Origin of the sequence: Pedobacter agri PB92, assembly GCF_000258495.1 — a bacterium.
GTDB lineage: Bacteria > Bacteroidota > Bacteroidia > Sphingobacteriales > Sphingobacteriaceae > Pedobacter > Pedobacter agri.
The window spans coordinates 1-18,611 of record NZ_AJLG01000050.1; the positions used below are offsets into that span (position 1 = coordinate 1).

At 36.8% G+C, this 18,611-nt stretch carries 21 protein-coding genes, 4 tRNA genes and 1 pseudogene; 8 read left to right on the plus strand and 18 right to left on the minus strand.

Annotated features, from left to right (window positions below; translation table 11 throughout):
• Window positions 1–357 (minus strand): annotated as a pseudogene (locus ON09_RS09295) (Mur ligase domain-containing protein); the annotation flags it as partial.
• Between the two features lie 61 nt (window positions 358–418).
• Between ON09_RS09295 and ON09_RS09300 the strand changes: the two are divergent.
• The 3 genes from ON09_RS09300 to ON09_RS09310 all read left to right on the plus strand — a co-directional run bounded on the left by ON09_RS09300 (window position 419) and on the right by ON09_RS09310 (window position 1,230).
• A complete protein-coding gene (locus ON09_RS09300; RefSeq protein WP_010600793.1) occupies window positions 419–907 on the plus strand; it encodes a regulatory protein RecX in 489 nt (162 codons plus the stop codon).
• A gap of 94 nt (window positions 908–1,001) precedes the next feature.
• Window positions 1,002–1,077, plus strand: a tRNA-Gly gene (locus ON09_RS09305).
• Window positions 1,078–1,146: 69 nt separating this feature from the next.
• Window positions 1,147–1,230, plus strand: a tRNA-Leu gene (locus ON09_RS09310).
• A gap of 129 nt (window positions 1,231–1,359) precedes the next feature.
• Here ON09_RS09310 and ON09_RS09315 read toward each other — a convergent pair.
• Window positions 1,360–3,801 (minus strand): carboxypeptidase-like regulatory domain-containing protein, encoded by a 2,442-nt coding sequence (locus ON09_RS09315; protein WP_010600794.1) that lies wholly within the window; start codon window positions 3,799–3,801, stop codon window positions 1,360–1,362.
• 305 nt (window positions 3,802–4,106) lie between these two features.
• Between ON09_RS09315 and ON09_RS09320 the strand changes: the two genes are divergently transcribed.
• Together ON09_RS09320 and ON09_RS09325 are read left to right on the plus strand one after the other, a co-directional pair.
• Window positions 4,107–4,179 (plus strand) — tRNA-Gly (locus ON09_RS09320).
• Between the two features lie 72 nt (window positions 4,180–4,251).
• Window positions 4,252–4,335, plus strand: a tRNA-Leu gene (locus ON09_RS09325).
• 130 nt (window positions 4,336–4,465) lie between these two features.
• Here the strand turns inward: ON09_RS09325 and ON09_RS09330 are convergent.
• The 4 genes from ON09_RS09330 to ON09_RS09345 all read right to left on the minus strand — a co-directional run bounded on the left by ON09_RS09330 (window position 4,466) and on the right by ON09_RS09345 (window position 8,206).
• Complete coding sequence (locus tag ON09_RS09330) at window positions 4,466–4,714, minus strand: hypothetical protein (RefSeq protein ID WP_010600795.1); 249 nt, start codon at window positions 4,712–4,714, stop codon at window positions 4,466–4,468.
• A 241-nt stretch (window positions 4,715–4,955) separates the two neighbouring features.
• A complete protein-coding gene (gene tatA, locus ON09_RS09335; protein ID WP_010600796.1) occupies window positions 4,956–5,141 on the minus strand; it encodes a twin-arginine translocase TatA/TatE family subunit in 186 nt (61 codons plus the stop codon).
• A 96-nt stretch (window positions 5,142–5,237) separates the two neighbouring features.
• Window positions 5,238–5,606 (minus strand): response regulator, encoded by a 369-nt coding sequence (locus ON09_RS09340; RefSeq protein WP_010600797.1) that lies wholly within the window; start codon window positions 5,604–5,606, stop codon window positions 5,238–5,240.
• A 152-nt stretch (window positions 5,607–5,758) separates the two neighbouring features.
• Window positions 5,759–8,206 carry a glutaminase family protein gene (locus tag ON09_RS09345; RefSeq protein WP_010600798.1) on the minus strand — a complete coding sequence of 816 codons (2,448 nt, stop codon included), beginning with the start codon at window positions 8,204–8,206 and terminating at the stop codon, window positions 5,759–5,761.
• Window positions 8,207–8,388: 182 nt separating this feature from the next.
• Here ON09_RS09345 and ON09_RS09350 point away from each other — a divergent pair, with 182 nt between their 5' ends.
• The 3 genes from ON09_RS09350 (at window position 8,389) to ON09_RS09360 (ending at window position 10,700) form a co-directional block, all read left to right on the plus strand.
• The gene (locus ON09_RS09350) at window positions 8,389–8,808 is read left to right on the plus strand and encodes an SRPBCC family protein (RefSeq protein WP_010600799.1); all 420 of its coding nucleotides are present in this window, start codon (window positions 8,389–8,391) and stop codon (window positions 8,806–8,808) included.
• A 148-nt stretch (window positions 8,809–8,956) separates the two neighbouring features.
• Window positions 8,957–9,694: a TlpA family protein disulfide reductase gene (locus ON09_RS09355; protein WP_157258903.1), complete on the plus strand. Its 738-nt coding sequence runs from the start codon at window positions 8,957–8,959 to the stop codon at window positions 9,692–9,694.
• A gap of 118 nt (window positions 9,695–9,812) precedes the next feature.
• Window positions 9,813–10,700, plus strand: coding sequence for a dienelactone hydrolase family protein (locus tag ON09_RS09360; RefSeq protein ID WP_455566576.1), 888 nt, complete (start codon window positions 9,813–9,815; stop codon window positions 10,698–10,700).
• Between the two features lie 3 nt (window positions 10,701–10,703).
• On the opposite strand, the gene ON09_RS09365 is transcribed toward ON09_RS09360, so the two are convergent.
• The 12 genes from ON09_RS09365 to ON09_RS09415 form a co-directional block, all read right to left on the minus strand.
• Window positions 10,704–11,396, minus strand: coding sequence for a hypothetical protein (locus ON09_RS09365; RefSeq protein WP_238533638.1), 693 nt, complete (start codon window positions 11,394–11,396; stop codon window positions 10,704–10,706).
• Between the two features lie 34 nt (window positions 11,397–11,430).
• Window positions 11,431–11,667, minus strand: coding sequence for a hypothetical protein (locus ON09_RS25970; protein ID WP_238533639.1), 237 nt, complete (start codon window positions 11,665–11,667; stop codon window positions 11,431–11,433).
• Between the two features lie 8 nt (window positions 11,668–11,675).
• Window positions 11,676–12,776 carry a toxic anion resistance protein gene (locus ON09_RS09370; protein ID WP_010600802.1) on the minus strand — a complete coding sequence of 367 codons (1,101 nt, stop codon included), beginning with the start codon at window positions 12,774–12,776 and terminating at the stop codon, window positions 11,676–11,678.
• 21 nt (window positions 12,777–12,797) lie between these two features.
• Window positions 12,798–13,412, minus strand: coding sequence for a TerD family protein (locus tag ON09_RS09375; protein ID WP_010600803.1), 615 nt, complete (start codon window positions 13,410–13,412; stop codon window positions 12,798–12,800).
• A gap of 4 nt (window positions 13,413–13,416) precedes the next feature.
• Window positions 13,417–13,971, minus strand: coding sequence for a TerD family protein (locus ON09_RS09380; RefSeq protein ID WP_010600804.1), 555 nt, complete (start codon window positions 13,969–13,971; stop codon window positions 13,417–13,419).
• 3 nt (window positions 13,972–13,974) lie between these two features.
• Window positions 13,975–14,811, minus strand: a complete 837-nt coding sequence (locus ON09_RS09385) for a phosphoribosyltransferase family protein (protein WP_010600805.1) — start codon at window positions 14,809–14,811, stop codon at window positions 13,975–13,977.
• The gene (locus ON09_RS09390; RefSeq protein WP_010600806.1) at window positions 14,808–15,503 is read right to left on the minus strand and encodes an HAD family hydrolase; all 696 of its coding nucleotides are present in this window, start codon (window positions 15,501–15,503) and stop codon (window positions 14,808–14,810) included. The genes ON09_RS09385 and ON09_RS09390 overlap by 4 nt, the downstream gene beginning before the upstream one ends.
• Window positions 15,504–15,713: 210 nt before the next feature.
• On the minus strand, window positions 15,714–16,625 hold the full coding sequence (locus tag ON09_RS09395; RefSeq protein ID WP_238533640.1) for a WD40/YVTN/BNR-like repeat-containing protein: 912 nt from the start codon (window positions 16,623–16,625) through the stop codon (window positions 15,714–15,716).
• Window positions 16,626–16,812: 187 nt separating this feature from the next.
• Window positions 16,813–17,244: a DUF2147 domain-containing protein gene (locus ON09_RS09400; protein ID WP_010600808.1), complete on the minus strand. Its 432-nt coding sequence runs from the start codon at window positions 17,242–17,244 to the stop codon at window positions 16,813–16,815.
• Between the two features lie 102 nt (window positions 17,245–17,346).
• A complete protein-coding gene (locus ON09_RS09405) occupies window positions 17,347–17,727 on the minus strand; it encodes a DoxX family membrane protein (RefSeq protein ID WP_010600809.1) in 381 nt (126 codons plus the stop codon).
• A gap of 28 nt (window positions 17,728–17,755) precedes the next feature.
• On the minus strand, window positions 17,756–18,148 hold the full coding sequence (locus ON09_RS09410; RefSeq protein ID WP_010600810.1) for a DUF1801 domain-containing protein: 393 nt from the start codon (window positions 18,146–18,148) through the stop codon (window positions 17,756–17,758).
• Window positions 18,149–18,150: 2 nt separating this feature from the next.
• Window positions 18,151–18,555: a hypothetical protein gene (locus ON09_RS09415; protein ID WP_010600811.1), complete on the minus strand. Its 405-nt coding sequence runs from the start codon at window positions 18,553–18,555 to the stop codon at window positions 18,151–18,153.
• Window positions 18,556–18,611: the final 56 nt, after the last annotated feature.

The window sequence follows — 18,611 nt, forward strand, 5'->3', positions numbered from 1 at the left end:
CCCATTGCTTCCCGTAATGCCGATGGTTTTTAAATTAAAATGGTTTCTATGAGCAGTGGCCAGTTTTTGTAATGCCTCCAAAACATCATTTACAATTATGAAATTGCAATCTGGATATTCGCTGAGATATTTTTCTTCGGTAATGACGAAATTTCTGATGCCTTTATGATAAGCATCAGGAATAAACTCATGCCCGTTTCGATGCGAAGCTAAAGCAAAAAACAACGAATTTTCTGGCACTAAAACTGATCGGCTATCAATTACAAGATACTGTATAAAGGCTTGTTCATCAATTAATTTAGCATCGGCATTTAAAATTTCGGCAATTCTGGAAATGGTATAAATCGGTTTTAGCATTTTATTATATTCAGAAAAATACGTTAATCGTGTTTACTTTTACGAAGTTCAATAAATAATTATGAAAAGCGGTAAACAAGAAGCGGCAATATTAGATAAAAAACAGGCATTAGCCAAAGCTGAAAGCTTTTGTGTTTACCAGGAGCGTTCGCAAAAGGAAGTTCGGTACAAATTGGTTGAGTGGGGAATCAGAGGCGATGAACTCGAAGAAATTTTGTCTGAACTTATTGTTAACAATTTTTTGAATGAAGAGCGTTTTGCAAAACAGTATGCCTCCGGCAAATTCAACATCAAAAAGTGGGGTCGTGTTAAAATTAAACAGGGCTTAAAACTAAAAGGTATACCCGACAGACTTCTGCAAAAAGCGCTATATAGTATAGATGAAGATGATTATCTGAATACCCTAACTGCATTGGCTGAAAAGAAAGCAGAATTTCTACATGAATCAAACCCTTTGAAAAGAAAAATGAAGTTGATGAGCTACCTCCAGGGGCGTGGATTTGAAAGTGAATTAATTTTAGTGGTACTGAAAGCCAGCAATTTAAATTAAATATTAAATTTTTAATAAAAAATCCCTTGACAGAAATAGAAATCTGTCTATATTTGCATCACCAAAACGAAACAGCATATCGGTTTTGTTTCATGCGAAAGTAGCTCAGTTGGTAGAGCACGACCTTGCCAAGGTCGGGGTCGCGAGTTCGAATCTCGTCTTTCGCTCCAAATGCCTTCCGGACGGAGGGCATTTATTTTAAGACATTAATCACTTCCTTTTTTTAGGGTTTGACTAATGCTCGGGTGGTGGAACTGGTAGACACGCAGGACTTAAAATCCTGTGCTTTCAAAGGCGTGCGGGTTCGATTCCCGCCCCGAGTACAATAAACAAATCGAAATTAAAGCCATCTTAACCGATGGCTTTTTTGTTTGATTCAAATTCGGCTATGGACACATCAGCATATCTCGCGGTAACTAAGCTTAGCGGATCTTGAATAAGGATGATATAAATTATTCCACGGTAAAAAATGCTACTTCCCGGGTAATCTGCCCATTCACTCCTATCCCTTCCAATGTAACCTGGTATTTCCCTTTTTCATCAGAAGTAAAGAAATCTATTTCCGCTATTCCATCTTTTCCAGTGATGATATTGGGGTTCCAGTATAAGGGATTGCGACGATCTGGTATTGAATTGTTTGTGTTATTTAGATAATCTGGCGCAGAGAAGTTCTTTGGAGCAGAAAATCCCATGATCCTTTTTTTGATGATACCCGTAGTTTGCTCAGGATTCCGGTTAAAATTTGGATTATGGTGATTGGAGGTCAGAAATATAATACCGTTCGCAACGTGTTGACCATAAACATTCACTTCGCTGGGATCCGCCCCATGCGGTTGATGCACTGAATTTGCCATATTTTTCGCTATAAGCCCACCCCTAACTATTTGCACCCCTGTTAACGATCTGGGATCTACAAAAGATAAATCCTCAATGTTTAACCCGTTAAGTAAAAGTAGCAACTGCCCTCCACCAGGACTCACAACTTTATTATTAATTACCGTTACTCCTATTAGTCTGCTTCTTAAGTAATCAGTCAAATTTATAATCTTATGAAGTTCTTCCGCTTCAATGGTATAATCAGGCGGTGGAGCAGCAAATGGATACGCTGAACCAGGAATTACAGGTCGGCGTTTTGCCGCAATTTCTACAGTTTTTAATTCATTTATCTTTTCTTTTTTACGGCCTGATGAAATCATTGTATCCTGACCTTTTACCTGTGTAGGATTGATTCCAGAAGAATCTGGAACGATGTGCTCATCTATTGTGTTTTTTGAAGGATATGTCGCATCATCCAATAGGATCTTCACATTTTTTTCTGCATCAATGTTGATTACTCTGATTACCACATCGGCACTATCTAAAATCGCGAAATTTTGAAACAAAAACCTGCCCTGGTCGTCAGCTATTGTATCAATGAGGATCATATCCTTTGCAGAAAATAGGTTTACTTTTGCTCCAGCCATGGGCTCGCCATTCGTTCTGATGACCTTTCCGCCTATTGACAAAGTTTTTTCCGGCGCTAGTTGAGGTAAATTTTGGTTCCCTGTTAGCCCGCCCTGCCAAGTGGACATGCTTGATTGCTGGCTAAGCAACTTCATATCCAGTTCTGCTCTTCCGGTATCACTTAGCGGATCAAAATTTAAAAAATTACGACCATCAAACTGATCGGTATTCGAAGCTAAAATAAGGCTTGACGATATCGTAGGCTTGTTTTGATTTTCGCCCGTTTGCCCGTCCGCTTTAGCCACGGCGATGGAATAGCCTCCGGAGACGCCTGCGCCCGTAGCATCGGTTATTTTAAGATTTATTTTAACCTGTGCTCTGCTGGCATATCGATTTGGTGTTAACGACAACGAGTTTTTGGATGGCTTCACCTCTGGTAAAAAGAATGATCGGCTGGCAAGCAACTTGTTATATTTTGAAAATAGCAAAACCTCATTTAAACCTACTGGAAAAGATGCTGTAGGAACTTTTACTATTGCCGTGTTAGATGATGATATTGGTACAGCTACTGCGTTTAATATACTTCCTTTGGAATAAAAAACTAACTGAGCCTCAGGTTCACTTACTGCAGACCTGGAAACTCTGACCAATAATGTATCTTGAAAAATAGAATTTACGGATAGTACATAACCACTGTCGCTAACTTTTGGTAAGGAAAAATGTTTTTGCACATTAAATTGCTCCACTATGGCGGTATATTTAGCTTCACTTTTGGGTGAGATTGCAAACATTCCCATTCCTGATTTTCCTGTGTTAAACTCAGCAACTCTTTTATTCTGGTCATCCACAATATAGCCGCTTAAAACCAGTGGACGACCGTGTAAACCTGCAGTGCTAACTACAAACTTCGAGCGCAAACCAGCAACAAACGTTCCGCCTTCCGGATAAAATAGCACATTCGCTACTTCACTGCTGCCCGGCAAAACCTTAACATCTTTTCCAATATTTAAGTTGAATGCATAATTTTTCGCTGGATCATCCGCCATCAGTCGGGTATAAACATTGAATTTGTATGCTCCTTCCTTAAACATTTGATTTGATAAATATAGCTGGCCAATTGCCATTCCGGCGTTTACAGGATGAAGTTTCTTCTGGATAATTCCATCACCATTGATGATTTCAACATGAACAACACCACTTAAGGCTGATAGCTGATGGTTAAAGCTATTTACTATATATATTTTATACCAAACAGTGTCACCTAGATTGTAACTTACCTTGTCGAAATGTACATGCACACGCTCTTGAGGATGATGTTGAATGTACTCATCAAAAGTTGAGCTTAAATCTGCAGCACTAACCTTAAGTATATCAGTACTTTCAATTTTCTGGGCAAATACCGTTTCAACGATTAAGAAAATAAGCAGGAATAAGCTTAGGAGTTTATTCATTTTTTTAGTTTAACATGCAGTTTGCGAGAAATCAGAAAAAGGCGATGAAGGCGTTCATCAAATAATAAGGTGATTATCATTTGAGAAATTATGGAATCGCCAGGTTTCGGTGATTTACAAGGACAAAGGCTTCATGAGATAGAATGTTAATTTACATCCAATATAATATTTATTTAGGTAGGCTACAAATTGATGATATCTACAGCCAGCACGCTATCTATTTTTTTTTTTAAATATTTTTGATAGTGAAATTTATATTTCTATATTTGCAACCCCAAAGGGAATACAGCGATTGTATTAAAAATGCGAAAGTAGCTCAGTTGGTAGAGCACGACCTTGCCAAGGTCGGGGTCGCGAGTTCGAATCTCGTCTTTCGCTCTAAATGCCTTTCCTACCGGAAGGCATTTATTTTAAAACATTAATCACCTCGATTTATCGGGTCTGACTAATGCTCGGGTGGTGGAACTGGTAGACACGCAGGACTTAAAATCCTGTGCTTTCAAAGGCGTGCGGGTTCGATTCCCGCCCCGAGTACAATAAACAAATCGAAACTAAAGCCATCTTAACCGATGGCTTTTTTTTATGTCTTGAAATTTAAGAAACAATCCTACAATCTTTATAACAAAAAAAGGCCTTCAAAATTTGAAGACCTTAATAAGTTGTGTTATATAATCTGATAATTTACATTAACCCGTTTTGGATAATTGCTTTCTGCCTCATTGAGAGAAATAAAAGAGGCCTGATCATGAACCTCGTTTTTTAAGGCATGCTCATAATGAAATTGAAAAGTTTCCTGATAATTTTCTGGTAAGTTTTTTGTCGCTTCAATTAAAAGATTTCGGTCATTTAAATTCTCTGGCAATAAAGTGATGTCGCAATTTCCTTCACTTATTTCTTTAACTAGATATTTCATTTGTTTTTTAACATTCGGTTCTTGTGTTAAGTTGTTTTCAAGAACAGTCCAAAAATAGCTTTAGTGACTATTTTCTATGTAATCTAAAAGTTAATTTTACAACCAAATTTCTCAACAAGATGATGGTCAATACGTTAAATAATATCTAGTTATGATAAATTGATAATAAAAAAAGCTTCAGATGGTGGTCTGAAGCTTTTATGTTTTTCGGTAAATGTGTGTAATTCTAGGTAAATATCTTTTAAACTTCCTTCTGTACCTTTGGTTCATCAGTACCTTCTTGTCCGTTCTTAAATTCTTTAATCCCTTTTCCAAGGCCTTTCATCAATTCCGGAATTTTTTTTCCGCCAAATAATAAAAGGATGGCAATGCCTAAAATGATCATTTCTGGCCCGCCTAAAATGGCTGTGATGGTTGTGTTTAACATTTCTTCAGGTTTATATTTAGGTTATCCGCTAGCGAATACATCATTATATACGATTGATATATAGCGCCGGTTTTTATTAATTAAAATAAATTCAGTTTAAGATGGCAAATTCAATTGATGATCTACCCGCTTGAGTAAATCATAGATATCAAAAGGCTTTGAAATAAAACCTTGCGCATTGCAACTTCTGTTTATTTCACCAATTTTTGCATGTGCGCTCATCATTAGCACAGGAATGTTTTTGGTAGTTTCTGAGGTTTTCAATCCACTACAAATATCTATTCCACTGCCATCAGGCAGCATCACATCCAGTAAAAATAAGTCGGGTGTAAGGTTTTTTGCATTTAAGTTAAAATCTTCAATACTTGAAAACCCCATTACATCATAATTTTCTTCTCTTAAAAGCAGGATAATTACATCTCTAATTCCCTCGTCGTCTTCTAGCACACACACACTTTTTCCCATCTCGTTAATTTTATTCTAATCCGTTCCCAATTCAATTATTTAAAAACCAATTAATTAACCCCCGATAAATTAAATTGTTTTATTTATTTAGCATCTATTAAAATAAGATAAGAAAAAGGCAGACGCTCAACATCAAGACCTTACTGAATACATCATTTTTTCCCTTTGAGTTTATCTTCAAACATTTTAATGAAAAAGCCACCAATAACACTTCTGGCCGTAAAATTTTGTCTTCTCGCATCTTTCGTTTCGTGCCAGTCGCTCAAGGGAACGCGATCTGGCGTCTCTACTGCATAAGTATAAACTGGTTCAATAAGGGTTTCAAAATCCTTTCTTTCGGATGCTAGCGCAGCGGTCCATGTAATCCAATCAGATTTTGTGTAGGTTTTTCTGCTATCTAAAGGCAATCCGTATCTGGTTTGTTTGGTTAGATAAAACTTCATTTCCTTATCGTATACCGATTGAGGAAATAATTCCAAACCCAATACCTTATCCCAAACAAGGTTATATTTTTGGCTCCAGGTATTTTTATCGTTAAACGTTAATGCGTAATGATCTCCGGCATCCGCCAGAGTCATCCATTTTTTCGCCATTTCCTTGGCCATTGCAGTGTATTTTGCAGCGGCTACCCTGTCTCCGATTTTTTCAGCCAACATGCCATAGCCACCTAAAGCCACAATTGCTTTCACAGAGAGATTAGCGTTCCTGGCCAGGTGCCCAGCGAAATCGTCTGTTGATAACTGATTCGCAGGATCAAGACCTTCTTTACTTAAATATTCTGCCCAGATAGTTAAGGTTTTCCAATGTTTTTTGGCATAGGATGCATTCCCTTCAGTTTTTGCAATTGCAGCCATTAAAATCAACATATTTCCCGATTCTTCAATAGGCATATCTTCACCATAGGTTTGACCATTAGCCAAGGGGTAGGTACCTAAATCATGAGCTGAATAAGGTTTAGTCCATTTTCCGCTTTCACTAAAATAAAATATCCCATTCATCATACCTTTAACTAATTCCGGATTGTAGATTAAAAACAATGGTGCAGATGGGTATGTGATATCAACTGTACCAATAGAACCGTTGCTAAAATTCTCTTTCGATAAGAATAGCAATTCACCTTCCGGACTTTTCACTAGTTTGTGTGCAGAAACAGCTTGCCTGTAGGCCAATATACACAACTTGGCGTATTTTTCCCCGCCGCTTTTAACAGCATCAGTATATAACTTTCGGTCGAATGCTGCAGCTCTTTCCATTACGCTAGCATACTGTTTGCTGGCTAACTGCAGTTGATTTTCAATGGTTTCTTTACCACTACTATTCCACCATGGCCTTAAATTAGTTTTAAAATATTGTAAAGAATAAATATCATCGTATCCAAGTAACACATAATTTTCCTGCGTGGCAGTACCAACCTTACCTAATGGAATAACAGTATTTAACACCAGCTGCTCTCCTGCCATCGTTGTTTGTTGAATTGACTTTCCGGTCAAAAACCCTGTTAGCGCCTCACCTGCTGTAGAAATGCTTTGAACACTTTTATAAGCAGAAGGTGCAGCAACATACATATATCCCCAATCAATTCTCACATCATCACCAGCTCGCTTAAGTAAAGGTTGTTCCGTAGTTCCAGCTTTTAGTATAGAGAGCTGTTCTGCTGCATATTTTCGAGCTTCAACAGGTTGGAAAGGCGTATGTGTTGCGATATTTGTTGATGCGCCGTAGTATAGTTTTACATCATGCTGTTTCCCATCGTTTGATTTAACTTTTGTAGCAATATAAGATACAGGACGTGAAAGCAAATCAAGGTCATCCATTAAAAGCGGCGAAGTGAAGGTTAATGTTAAATCAACTGATCCGCAAACAAATGTGTAAATGGTTTGCAGGGCATTAAACGATAACGTTTTTTGCCTGGCTTCTGCAATTTTTACAGCTGCAGCACCAGTGGGTTCTTGTACCAAACCGAAATCAAGAAATGAAGGTCCACCCGTATTTTTGGCATAAACAGCCAGTACATTTTTGCCTGTTCTTAAAAGCTTTTTATCTAATTCGATGTAAACAAATTTTCCTTCCAGTTTTGGCACATTGTAAACCTCCTTGCCATTTAAATAAGCAATGGCGTTATCATCATGCCTGATTTTTAAAAAGATGGCATTATTGCTTATCTTGTTGATGTCAAAACTCCTTCTGGCCCAGATTTCATCCTTTTTCCATAAAGTTTTCACTTGCGATTGCTCGCTTCCTGCAGGTCCTAATCCTGTTTTCCAATCGCTACCTTTGAAATCGATATCCGTCCAGTTTGTAATAGGTTTATCTTCGGTATAGCTAATTTCCATGGGTTTTTCATCAGCAGTTGGCAGAATGGATTGATAAACCTTCTCCGATTGCCCCAAGAAACTATAAACCGTTCCATCAACATTGATTAATCCAGTTAGCGACTGATTGGCTCCTGTCCAGTGTTTTGTAGTGCTTTTATTTAATGAATCTGATGACGACCAGATGCTAAAATATGGGTCGTGAGTAATTAAAGGATAAGCAGGTGCAGTTCGCTGGGCAAAAACAGCAGTATAGCCGATTAGTAACAGCACAAAAATTGTTCTCATATTATATTTGGTAAAACGTTTAACTAACCTCCAAAGTAAGGAATCAATTGAGAAATATCGATTTGTTTTCGATTTGTTACGCAACACCCTTCGCCGAAACGCAATGCAAATTTGTCGCATATGCCCTTGCACAAATGCAAAACGTTCTACTAATTATATATCATTAATTAATCTTAAAAAAAATGGAAACGAAAACACCAATTACAGTTGAAGCGACAATAAATGAACCAGTGGAAAAGGTTTGGCAATACTGGGCAGCGCCTGAGCACATTACGAAATGGACATTTGCTTCAAGCGACTGGCATGCTCCCTATGCAGAAAATGACTTACAAACTGGCGGGAAATTTAAAACCAGAATGGAGGCTAAAGATGGAAGTTTTGGATTCGATTTTGAAGGCACTTATAGCGAGGTGAAGACTCATGAACTCATTGCATACGGATTGGAAGACGGCAGACAGGTAAAAATCACGTTTGAAGAAGTAGGTGGAAAAACTAAACTAACAGAAACCTTCGATCCGGAAAATCAAAATCCATTGGAGATGCAGAAAAGCGGATGGCAGTCGATCTTAGATAATTTTAAAAAATACACTGAAGAAAATTAGTACACACGCGCTTCCAGAAACGGAGGCGCTTTCCATTTATTTTAAGGATATCGTTGCTACTCATTTTCCAACTTACATTTAAACACATCATTTTCGAATACTGGCGAATGCCATTAGTTCAATTAATTAAATGTATTTTGTTGGCGCTATGAAAACTACTTTAACACTCTTCTTCTTGGGGTTTTTCACCTTACTTGCGCAGGCACAGCAAGGTAAACCAGCTGCTTCTATGCTGATTAAACATGAAATTGGACGAAGCACTTTAGACACTAATGAAATTGTTTTTGATGAATCGGGCAAAGTTTTACGCTATTATCAGTATCAAAAGCTTTTAAATTCTGGAAATTATACGATAAGTAGAAACTTGAATGATCCTGGTGCACAAAAAATTGTTAAGAAAATTTCTGCGGACGAGAAAGAAAGAATGTATGGCTTAATTAAAAATTTAATGGTGATTAAAAGTCCGCTACTACAAGAAAACATGAAGCTAGACTTAAAACCGTTTGAAAATTTTTTCCCTGAAGAACAATTGAGAGATAAAGTTATTTTGATGGTATTCTGGAATGTAGATTGTCCGCCATGCACAGAAAGTTTTAGCGACCTGGATGATATGGCTAAAGAACTTGATTCACCAAAGGATTTATTGATCCTGGCCATTACATCAAATGCTAAAAAGGTTGTTTCGGCTAAGCTCAAAGAAAAGCCGCTAATCTACGGTCAGGTAATTTCTGATGCAAGAAAAATTATTACAGGTTATGAACTTAATTCATTTCCATCTTATGTAGTGGCAGATAAAAACGGTATCATCAGATTTGCAATAAGTGGAATGTCGCAAATTACCATTCCAGGCGTAAAAAAGGCTATTGTAGCATCATTGGCAAAATAATTTCAAAAGCAAAGTATTTCCTTAATTCGACATTTTGCTTTGTTCTCGTTTTTCTTAGCTAAAAAACTTGTATTGTAATTTTAAATAAAAAGCAGAAATCTCACATTGCTTTTTTATCTTGTATTTCAAAAAATCAAAACCTATGGATCAGAAAATTATCAATCTTTACGATGAATATACCCACAGCCAGTTAAGCAGAAAAGATTTCATGAAGAAACTTGCTGTGATTGCTGGTAGCACAGCCCTGGCCATGACTATTCTGCCCATGCTAGAGAATAATTATGCTGCCGCTGCTGATTTCGCCAGCGATGATATCGACGTAGAAAACATAATCTACCCAGGTGTTGATGGCGACATGAAAGCTGTTTTGGCAAAACCTAAAGGCAAGAAGAAGCTGGGTAGCGTACTGGTGATTCACGAAAACCGTGGATTAAACCCGCATATAATTGATGTAACCAAACGAATGGCTGCAGAAGGTTTCATTGCTTTAGGTGTTGATGCGCTTTCTCCTTTAGGCGGAACACCAGCTGATGAAGATAAAGGACGTGAGTTAATTGGTAAGCTCGATCCGGAGAAAAACCTGCAAAACTATTTGAAAGGATTGGAATATCTACGCAACAGAAAAGATGGTAATGGCAAAGTAGGTTGTGTTGGTTTTTGCTGGGGAGGTGGAATGGCAAATAAACTTGCCGTAAACGATCCAAATTTACAGGCTGCCATAGCATATTATGGTGCACAGGCTAATGTTGCTGATGTATCTAAGATCAAAGCGAGTTTAATGTTACATTATGGCGGTTTGGATGAACGTATAAACGCTGGTATTCCAGCTTACGAACAAGCCTTAAAAGAGAACAAAGTTGATTATAAAATTTATATCTACGACGGCGTAAATCACGCTTTTAACAATAACACCTCACCTACCAGATATAATGAGGCTGCAGCAAAACTGGCCTGGCAACGAACAATCGATTTATTTAAAAGGAAACTCTCAATTTTAACCAGATAATCTTTAAAACAAATCTGTTTTGAGCATATCTTTTAAAATATTAGATTGGACATCAAAATTGTTTAGATGATTTAGAAAGCTGATATCAGATATTTTCTGGTAACTGCTTTCTAACAAATCCTGCACATCTTTAGACATTGCTGTTTTTAAAACAGCAGCATTACCTTTAAGTTTATCGTTTTTAAATTCGAGTTCCTGAACAATGCGTTCCCGCTCAGAAAGATTATTTGTGGTGTCCATATCTTTAAATTGTGATAAATCGCAAAATAAAAATAAGTTTCTGGCCGGAAAGAAAAGGAAATAGTTTTGGCTATCCAGAAATTTATAAACTTCAATAATCATCTCTCCGGATTTCAGGCCAAGGTAAAATTCGGTTCTAAAATCATACTTACAAAGCCTGCCCATCAGCTTTTTTTCGATGGTTGCATAGGCATTTGAGTAAATATTTTTCCCCTGAAAATCTATCAACTTGGCTAATTGATCGGCTGTTAAATCGAAGTAATAATCGTTGGCGTATTTAGCACTAAATACATTAATATTTTTGGAAAAAGGAAAATCGGTACTTAAATCCGAAAGGTTGTTATACAGCCTCCTGAGTGATTGGTTTACCTTCAGCGATTGTTTTTGTTTATCCTGAACAAAACCTTGTTGGCCAGTAAGCGTTCCGGCCATTTTATCAATGAGTGCCTCATTCAAGTTGATTTCATCATAGATTAAAGCAACGTTTTTTTCATTGCTTTTTTTTGATTTTTCGGAGCAAAGCGATGACGCTATCGGTAAACTGCAAATGGAACAAATCGAGTTTTTCAATCTCCAAATCTTCATTATTCGAAAATAACTGATGGATAACCTGAGTTCTCAAGAATATTTTATAGATAATCTCATCATCAAAAAACACAGAGAGCAACTGTAAACGGTTGATCTCTGCGTTTGATTTTTTTAAAATATTTGAACGGTATTCATCCATAGTTTAGCTTAACTCACCCGCGTCACATTCTTTTTCAACTCGGCTTCTAATGTTTTCAATTCACCATCAAGCACTTTTCTACTTTGTGCACCAGCTTCATGAATTTGTTTTACTTCATTCAACGTTTCTATCAATGAAGAGGTCGTCATTTTTAACGTCTCCAAAGAAACAACAGTTTTTTCGTTTTCTTTAGCAACATCGATACTATTTGGCTTCAGCATTTCTGCATTTTTCTGCAAAATGGTATTGGTTGTATCAGAAATTTTCTTTTGCATTTCTACATTGGCTTTTTGCCTTTGCAATGCCACCGCAATGGTTAACTGATTTTTCCAAACCGGAATCGTAGTTGATACGATTGATTGCGCTTTTTCTGCGATTGATGTATTATTATTTTGAACCACCCTGATTTGAGCCAATGATTGCAGCATGATAAAACGGACAATTTTCATATCAGCCAATCGCTTATCCAAGCGGCTTGTAAAGTCACGCAAATCAGCAATTTCATAATCCTGGTAATCAGCTGGTCGCCCTTCCATTTCTGCCAGTTTAATTTGCAGTTCGTTAAATTTCAGCTGACCGGAAATAATTAAATCCTCCATCTGATGGATATAACTTACATTGCTATCAAACATGGTTTGCAAAGCAGAATTATCCTTTATCGAATTCAATCGTCCTGCTTTAATTTTATTGGTAATCTTGTCAATGTTATTTACTACCACATCGTATTTCTGAAACAGTTTCTTCACATCCACTACCAGATTTTTCAAGAACGGAATGCGGGAAATGAAACTTTTGAAGCCACTTTGCTCTAATTCCGAAACATCGATATAGTTCAATTCGGTAAGCAATTCATTAATCAAACCGCCAACTTCACCGCTGTTGTAAGTTCTTACAGAGGCCAAAAAATCGTTACTGTATTTCTCCATTGAATTTTGGGCCTCGCTCCCATAATTCAAAATGGAATTGACATCAGATGGCTCTAAAGATTTGGCGATCTCGCGATATTTTGCCGTTTCCTCAGTTGTAATTGCCTCCAGGTTTACGTTGCCGTCTTTATCCAGTTTTACTGGCGTTAAACTTGGCAGGGCAGCATTTGGGTTGGTTTCCATAGTTTAATGTTAAGCTTTCAACTATAAATAATTTTGCGTTACGGTTTTAACCGTCTCTTCTAACTTTTTATCTCGTGTTGGTTCTCCAATAGCGTTAAATTTCCACTCTCCGTTTTTCTTATAAAAAACACCCATTACCATCGATACCGATCCTTTGAACGCGGCATCATTGGCAATATCATAAGTAGCGAAAACTTCATTTACACGTTTGCTTGTTCCTTCGTAAATGCGGATAGATGCAAATGGAATGGTACCAAAATCATGACCTCTGAAACTGTTTAATACAAATGCAACATAGTTAACGCTGGCGTCTAACTGAGATAAATCCAAGGTAATCACCTCATTATCCAGGCCGTCATCACCGCCCATATCACCGGTTAAATCATCTCCACTGTGCTTAACCGAACCGTTTTTAGATTTCAGGTTACCAAAATACACAACCTCTAAAAGCTGTTTATTATCATTATATAAAGCGCAGCTGGCATCTAAATCTACCGCCTCTTTCGATGAACCGAAACCGAACAAGCCCTTTTTTTCAATAGCGCCCCAGTTAATGCCTACACAAACATTTTGAAGCTTGCTGCCATTTGTTTTTTCTAAGCTTATCCGCTGTCCTTTTTGAAGATTGATTGCCATATTATTATTGATATTTATTTAAGTAATCCTGTAAACCACCCTTCATGCCCATTCCAACTGCTTCGAATTTCCATTTTCCTTCGCGTTTGTAAATCCTGCCAAATTCAACAGCAGTTTCGATAGAAAAGTCTTCCTCTAACTCATATTTTAAAATTACCTCATTTGTTGTTGCATCAAAAATGCGGACGAATGAATTTCTCACCTGTCCAAAATTTTGCCTTCTGCTTTCCGCTTCGTGAATGGTAACTACAACGCAAATCTCATTTACCTTAGCATCAATTTTTGTTAAATCAACCTTAATTTGTTCATCGTCGCCATCACCATCTCCAGTTAAATTATCTCCGGTATGTTCAACTGCCCCATCAGGAGAAACCAGATTGTTGTAGAATACAAAATTTTCGTCAGAAACCAGTTTTTTCTGATCATTCAAAATAAAAATTGAAGCATCTAAATCAAATGCGGCACCGGTTGTTGAACTATTGGTATCCCAACCTAAACCTATCGTAAATTTAGGAGCATCAATATTTTCTCTTTGCCCCTTTTGCAAATTAATAGCCATATTTTAAATTAATTTATAATTGTTATTTTTAATATAATCTTTTATTTGATGTAAATTCTTCGCGTAAGCATCGATTAAGTGATAGCCATTTCCCAGCGATAAATCGTAAAGTTCGTTGATAAAATCATTTGACCTGCGTTCCAGAAAAATTTTAAAACTTTCTGCATCGGTATTAAGGATATACTTCACTATTCTGGTATTAAAACAAAAATCGCCCCCGTCAATAATTTCCTCCAGATCGAAAATTGACTTCACCTGGTGGTAATTTAGAAAATTCTCTACGTTTGGATGAATGTTTTTGTTAACGAGTTCGGCAAAGTATAACATATGCATCTCGTTTGAAAGTCCATATGCTTTCGCCATTTTCAAAATCATGCGTTCATGACTTCCTGTGATTTTGATATCATCTAAAAATAACAGCGTTTTCCCAACCAGGAAATCTTTATCAATATGAAATGAATCATTGCCGATTAAGCTTAAGCGCTCTTCGGCACTTAACTCGCCGTAATCTTCTTTGTAGGTTACCGTTCTATGCACCTTAGTTTCCTGCACCTGCAAACCGCCATTTTCTACCAACCAACGGTTCAGTTGAGAAACAAAATAATTTTTCATCGCAAAGGTTGCGGTAGGAATAAAACTGTAAGGGCTTGAAATAACAACAATTTGATTGGTAATCAGGTTATTGGCCAGGTAGTATTTAATGAAGCCATCGGCAAGGTCTTTCCCAAAACACTTCGCGATTAAATTATCGCCAAATTTAAATCTACTGTAGTGATCTGGGTTGAAGCCAAAATCTGTGGTATTATCGATTTTATGGAGAGCGTATGTGTAAGGTATCATGAAAGTAATGTTAAGATAGATTTATTGTTGGAATTGATAAGCATGCTGTTTATTCCTATTGCCTGAGCGCCACCAACGTCAGCATGCGGATTATCTCCAACGTGAATAATATTATTTAAATTAATTTCGGGATGTTTTTTCTTGTCGATTGTATTTATCATCAATTCAAAAAATTCGGGATTTGGCTTCGACAATCTCACTTCATCCGAATATAATTGAAAATCAATAAACTGATCGATTTGTAAATGCCGGAGCACCTGCTTTAAAGTTTCGCCTTTGATGAAACCTGTATTGCTTAAAATATTTGTTGAGCTTAAACCATTCTCTTTAATTTGAGAAAGCACCGGAATACATTGATCACAGTACAACAATGGCATATGTTCAAAAAGTAAATTTTCCATTTCCTGGTACAACTGTATCAAATCCAATTCCTGAAACTGAAAGTTATAATCATTGATAATGCTAATCACCATCAGATACATTTCATCAGCATCGACGTTCTTTCCTGTTTTTTCATTGATGGCATTAACCATTAAATCAACCTGCCGAAAAATAAGCGCTACCTCTTCAATACTTTTATTTTTGGTATTAAATTTTTCATAGAAGTAACTTGTTCTTTCTTGCTTAAATCTTGGGTTTGATTTAATTAATGTTAACCAAAGATCGAATGAATAATGTTTGTAAAAAGCCATTGCACTTAGTTCCTGATCTGCGTTATAAAATTCTAATATTACAAAATTGATTGTAGAATGAGAAATATTTGAATGTAAGTTTTACGACAGATAAGGTTGTAATTAAAAAAATGAATTAAATATCAAAACAAACTCTGCATCAAAAAGCTGAACAGATTGTTCCATCCTTTAGAATTAAAAAAAGTATGATCGTTACAGCTTAACACAAATTTAATTTAGGTTTAATTGATAAATGGCTCCCTTTTCGCCCGCAAGAATAACTGAATTGCCTTTTTTTGCTTTTTGTACAGCATTGAAACTTTTATCGGAAATATGTTTCCAGTTTTGGCCGCCATCAGTTGATATGTCAGTGCCCGACGTTCCTGTGGCAACGAGTATATTTTCGCGAACATAGGTTACACCTGAACGGTAGCCTAAAACTGGCGTAACTGGTTTTGCCCAGGTTTTACCGCCATCTTTAGTTAATAAAACATTATTGGTATTGATTTTATCCTGAAGATAATTGCCACCTACAACCACTCCGGTTTTTGCATTAAAAAAATCCATCGAAAAGGGTCCTGTGGTTTCCTGCCCTTGCCAAATCGGACATTTAAAAACACCCCAGCTTTGGCCATAATCGGAAGAATAATAGATATTAGAGACCATGCCACCTGTAGAAATCCAGACTTTTCCACCCGGAAAGGTTTTGATGGTTGTTCCGCTGGCTGCAAACCCAGCTTCTCCCTTGGCCAGAGGTAGCTTTAAGTTTGAAGAAATATCCATCCAGCTTTTGCCTGCATCAACAGTTTTAAGCAACTGCATTTTATCATTTATCGGATCACCGAATATAATGCCCCTGGTTTTATCCCAAAAACCCAGTCCATCAAGAAAAATGGCTGAGTCGACATTTTTATAATGCGCTGTCCAGGTTTCACCACCATCGTTGGTTTTTAAAATATAAGCCGGGGAGCCAGCATTTACAATAATGGCTTTCTTATCATCAAAGGCTTCAATATCCCTGAAATCAAGTTTCTCATAGCCTTTTGGTTTGATCCACTGCCAGGTACTGCCGCCATCAACCGACTTACCCACCGTTCCACCGCTCCCACTTACCCATATAATCTGATCCGTTACTACATTCAAACCCCGCAAACTTGTTTTTGCACCCTCATTAAGCGGTTTGAAAGAATATGTTTGCGCAACGCAAAAAAAAAGGTGCCATTAAAAGGCACCATAGTATTTTTTTCATTAGTGTTTATTATTAGAGGTATAAGGATGGCTTAATCTTTACTCAGTTTTTTAAGATTAAGGATCACGCTGCTTTATTTTACTATTTAACCCTTCTGAATGTTTCTGAACGGCCAAGTAATGAAATACCAACATATCCGCGAACATTCAGCACATCATTACCTTTCAAGGTCATATTACAGCTGTAATTCTTACCACTTTTCGGATCATAAATTGTTCCGTCAGTCCATTTTCCATCTTCATAAACAAAATCTTTCAAGATTTCCAGATTGAGAAGTGGTCTTTTTTGCATGGCCTCATTCGGATTTTTAGCATCTAACTTTGGTTTCCCGTTTAAGTTAGGTTCTTTCATCCACGCCAGTTTACCAAAATACTTATCACCTTTTTTGTAAATCTCAATTTGTCCTTCGCCAGATGGATTTAGCCACTTACCGATAATGGCATCCTTACTTTGTGCAATGGCTGAAAACGAAACAGCTACAAATAGCAGCATCAGGAATGGGATCTTTCTCATATTTTTTATTTCTAGTTAGTTTTTAAAGATAGTTAATCATCTTTTATAGTGAAACAATAAATAAAGCAAAAAAGTATGAGAAAGTTTTAAAATCGAGAAAAATTACCTGGAGATAATGGGTAGGTATTTTTGACGATAGGCATAAAACAGGAAAAGATTAAAAATCAACATTACGGCAACCAATGGCAATTCTTTTGGGCCGAGAAATGCGTGGTACAAGAAAATATTTAACGTCACCGGAAAAATGATGATGGCTGCAAGTGGTGCCGTTCTGCCAATTAAAAGCATTAAACCTGCAATTAATTCGGTTACTTTGATCAATGGAAACAAATATTTAGTTACCATAATGCCTGTCATAAAAGTAGTTTGGTCGGCAGTCATTTTAGGCATCTCCCCCATCTGAATATTAAAAAGAACAGGTACAGAAGCAAAAATGTACATGCCCCCTAACAATACACGGATAATAATGATTGCAATTTTCATATTTATAAGTTTTAGTTTCTTTACTATTTTAATTTGTTTCCCCCTCTATTAATTCAATCCATTTATTGATAAATTGTTCCAATGCTGGCTTTTTGCCTTCAATGTCATCAAGGTTATAGAAACGAGCTTCTCTCCTATCTTTCCATTCGCCTTGCAAAATAGATGGCTCATGTAACATGTTGCCATCATAAAAAATGAAGATTATTTGAACGTAACCTTTAGCACGAAGATTAAAAGCGGCCATATCTTTTTGATAAAAAAAACTTGGCGCATTCCATTTTATCCTTTCTTCTAATTTACTGTTAGCATTGATAATGATGGAGCGTAGAAGCGCTATTTCTGTTTTATAAGGGTGCACCAGCTGATTCATATACGAATCAACATCTGCCTTCCCGCTTAGCTTTGTCTTTTTCACAGCCATGATTATTTAATTAATTCAATTTTCATCCATGGCTGCCATTCATTATTGACGAAACGTTCCCAAACGCCTTTGATACGGCTACCCTTAAAATTTCCCTGAAATCTTTCGTTATCACCAAATATGAGGATGATATCATCCATAATTTTCATTGATGAAATGGTAATTGAGCCATCGTTTCCAAATGATTGTGCTCTAAAAATATCATCCATATCATCATAATGAATAATTTCGAGAGCACTGACCTTCTGATCATCGATTTGTACACTCACCTTATGCATCAAGAAAAATTCACCTTCTACCCATTCATAAATATCCGTACCCTCAACCAAATTTCCATCTACGGTGTTACCCGATGTACGCCAGTGACCAATAAATGGTTCTAACAGCTTCAGTTTTTCGTTCCTCATTACTGAGATGTTTTACTACTAATTTATCAAAAAATATCATTAATGTGCACTTAAAA

Coding starts and splice junctions, on each gene's coding strand:
- ON09_RS09300 (WP_010600793.1), top strand. CDS start 419: ATGAAAAGCGGTAAACAAGAAGCGGCAATATTAGATAAAAAACAGGCA.
- ON09_RS09315 (WP_010600794.1), bottom strand. CDS start 3,801: ATGAATAAACTCCTAAGCTTATTCCTGCTTATTTTCTTAATCGTTGAA.
- ON09_RS09330 (WP_010600795.1), bottom strand. CDS start 4,714: ATGAAATATCTAGTTAAAGAAATAAGTGAAGGAAATTGCGACATCACT.
- tatA (WP_010600796.1), bottom strand. CDS start 5,141: ATGTTAAACACAACCATCACAGCCATTTTAGGCGGGCCAGAAATGATC.
- ON09_RS09340 (WP_010600797.1), bottom strand. CDS start 5,606: ATGGGAAAAAGTGTGTGTGTGCTAGAAGACGACGAGGGAATTAGAGAT.
- ON09_RS09345 (WP_010600798.1), bottom strand. CDS start 8,206: ATGAGAACAATTTTTGTGCTGTTACTAATCGGCTATACTGCTGTTTTT.
- ON09_RS09350 (WP_010600799.1), top strand. CDS start 8,389: ATGGAAACGAAAACACCAATTACAGTTGAAGCGACAATAAATGAACCA.
- ON09_RS09355 (WP_157258903.1), top strand. CDS start 8,957: ATGAAAACTACTTTAACACTCTTCTTCTTGGGGTTTTTCACCTTACTT.
- ON09_RS25970 (WP_238533639.1), bottom strand. CDS start 11,667: ATGGATGAATACCGTTCAAATATTTTAAAAAAATCAAACGCAGAGATC.
- ON09_RS09370 (WP_010600802.1), bottom strand. CDS start 12,776: ATGGAAACCAACCCAAATGCTGCCCTGCCAAGTTTAACGCCAGTAAAA.
- ON09_RS09375 (WP_010600803.1), bottom strand. CDS start 13,412: ATGGCAATCAATCTTCAAAAAGGACAGCGGATAAGCTTAGAAAAAACA.
- ON09_RS09380 (WP_010600804.1), bottom strand. CDS start 13,971: ATGGCTATTAATTTGCAAAAGGGGCAAAGAGAAAATATTGATGCTCCT.
- ON09_RS09385 (WP_010600805.1), bottom strand. CDS start 14,811: ATGATACCTTACACATACGCTCTCCATAAAATCGATAATACCACAGAT.
- ON09_RS09390 (WP_010600806.1), bottom strand. CDS start 15,503: ATGGCTTTTTACAAACATTATTCATTCGATCTTTGGTTAACATTAATT.
- ON09_RS09400 (WP_010600808.1), bottom strand. CDS start 17,244: ATGAGAAAGATCCCATTCCTGATGCTGCTATTTGTAGCTGTTTCGTTT.
- ON09_RS09405 (WP_010600809.1), bottom strand. CDS start 17,727: ATGAAAATTGCAATCATTATTATCCGTGTATTGTTAGGGGGCATGTAC.
- ON09_RS09410 (WP_010600810.1), bottom strand. CDS start 18,148: ATGGCTGTGAAAAAGACAAAGCTAAGCGGGAAGGCAGATGTTGATTCG.
- ON09_RS09415 (WP_010600811.1), bottom strand. CDS start 18,555: ATGAGGAACGAAAAACTGAAGCTGTTAGAACCATTTATTGGTCACTGG.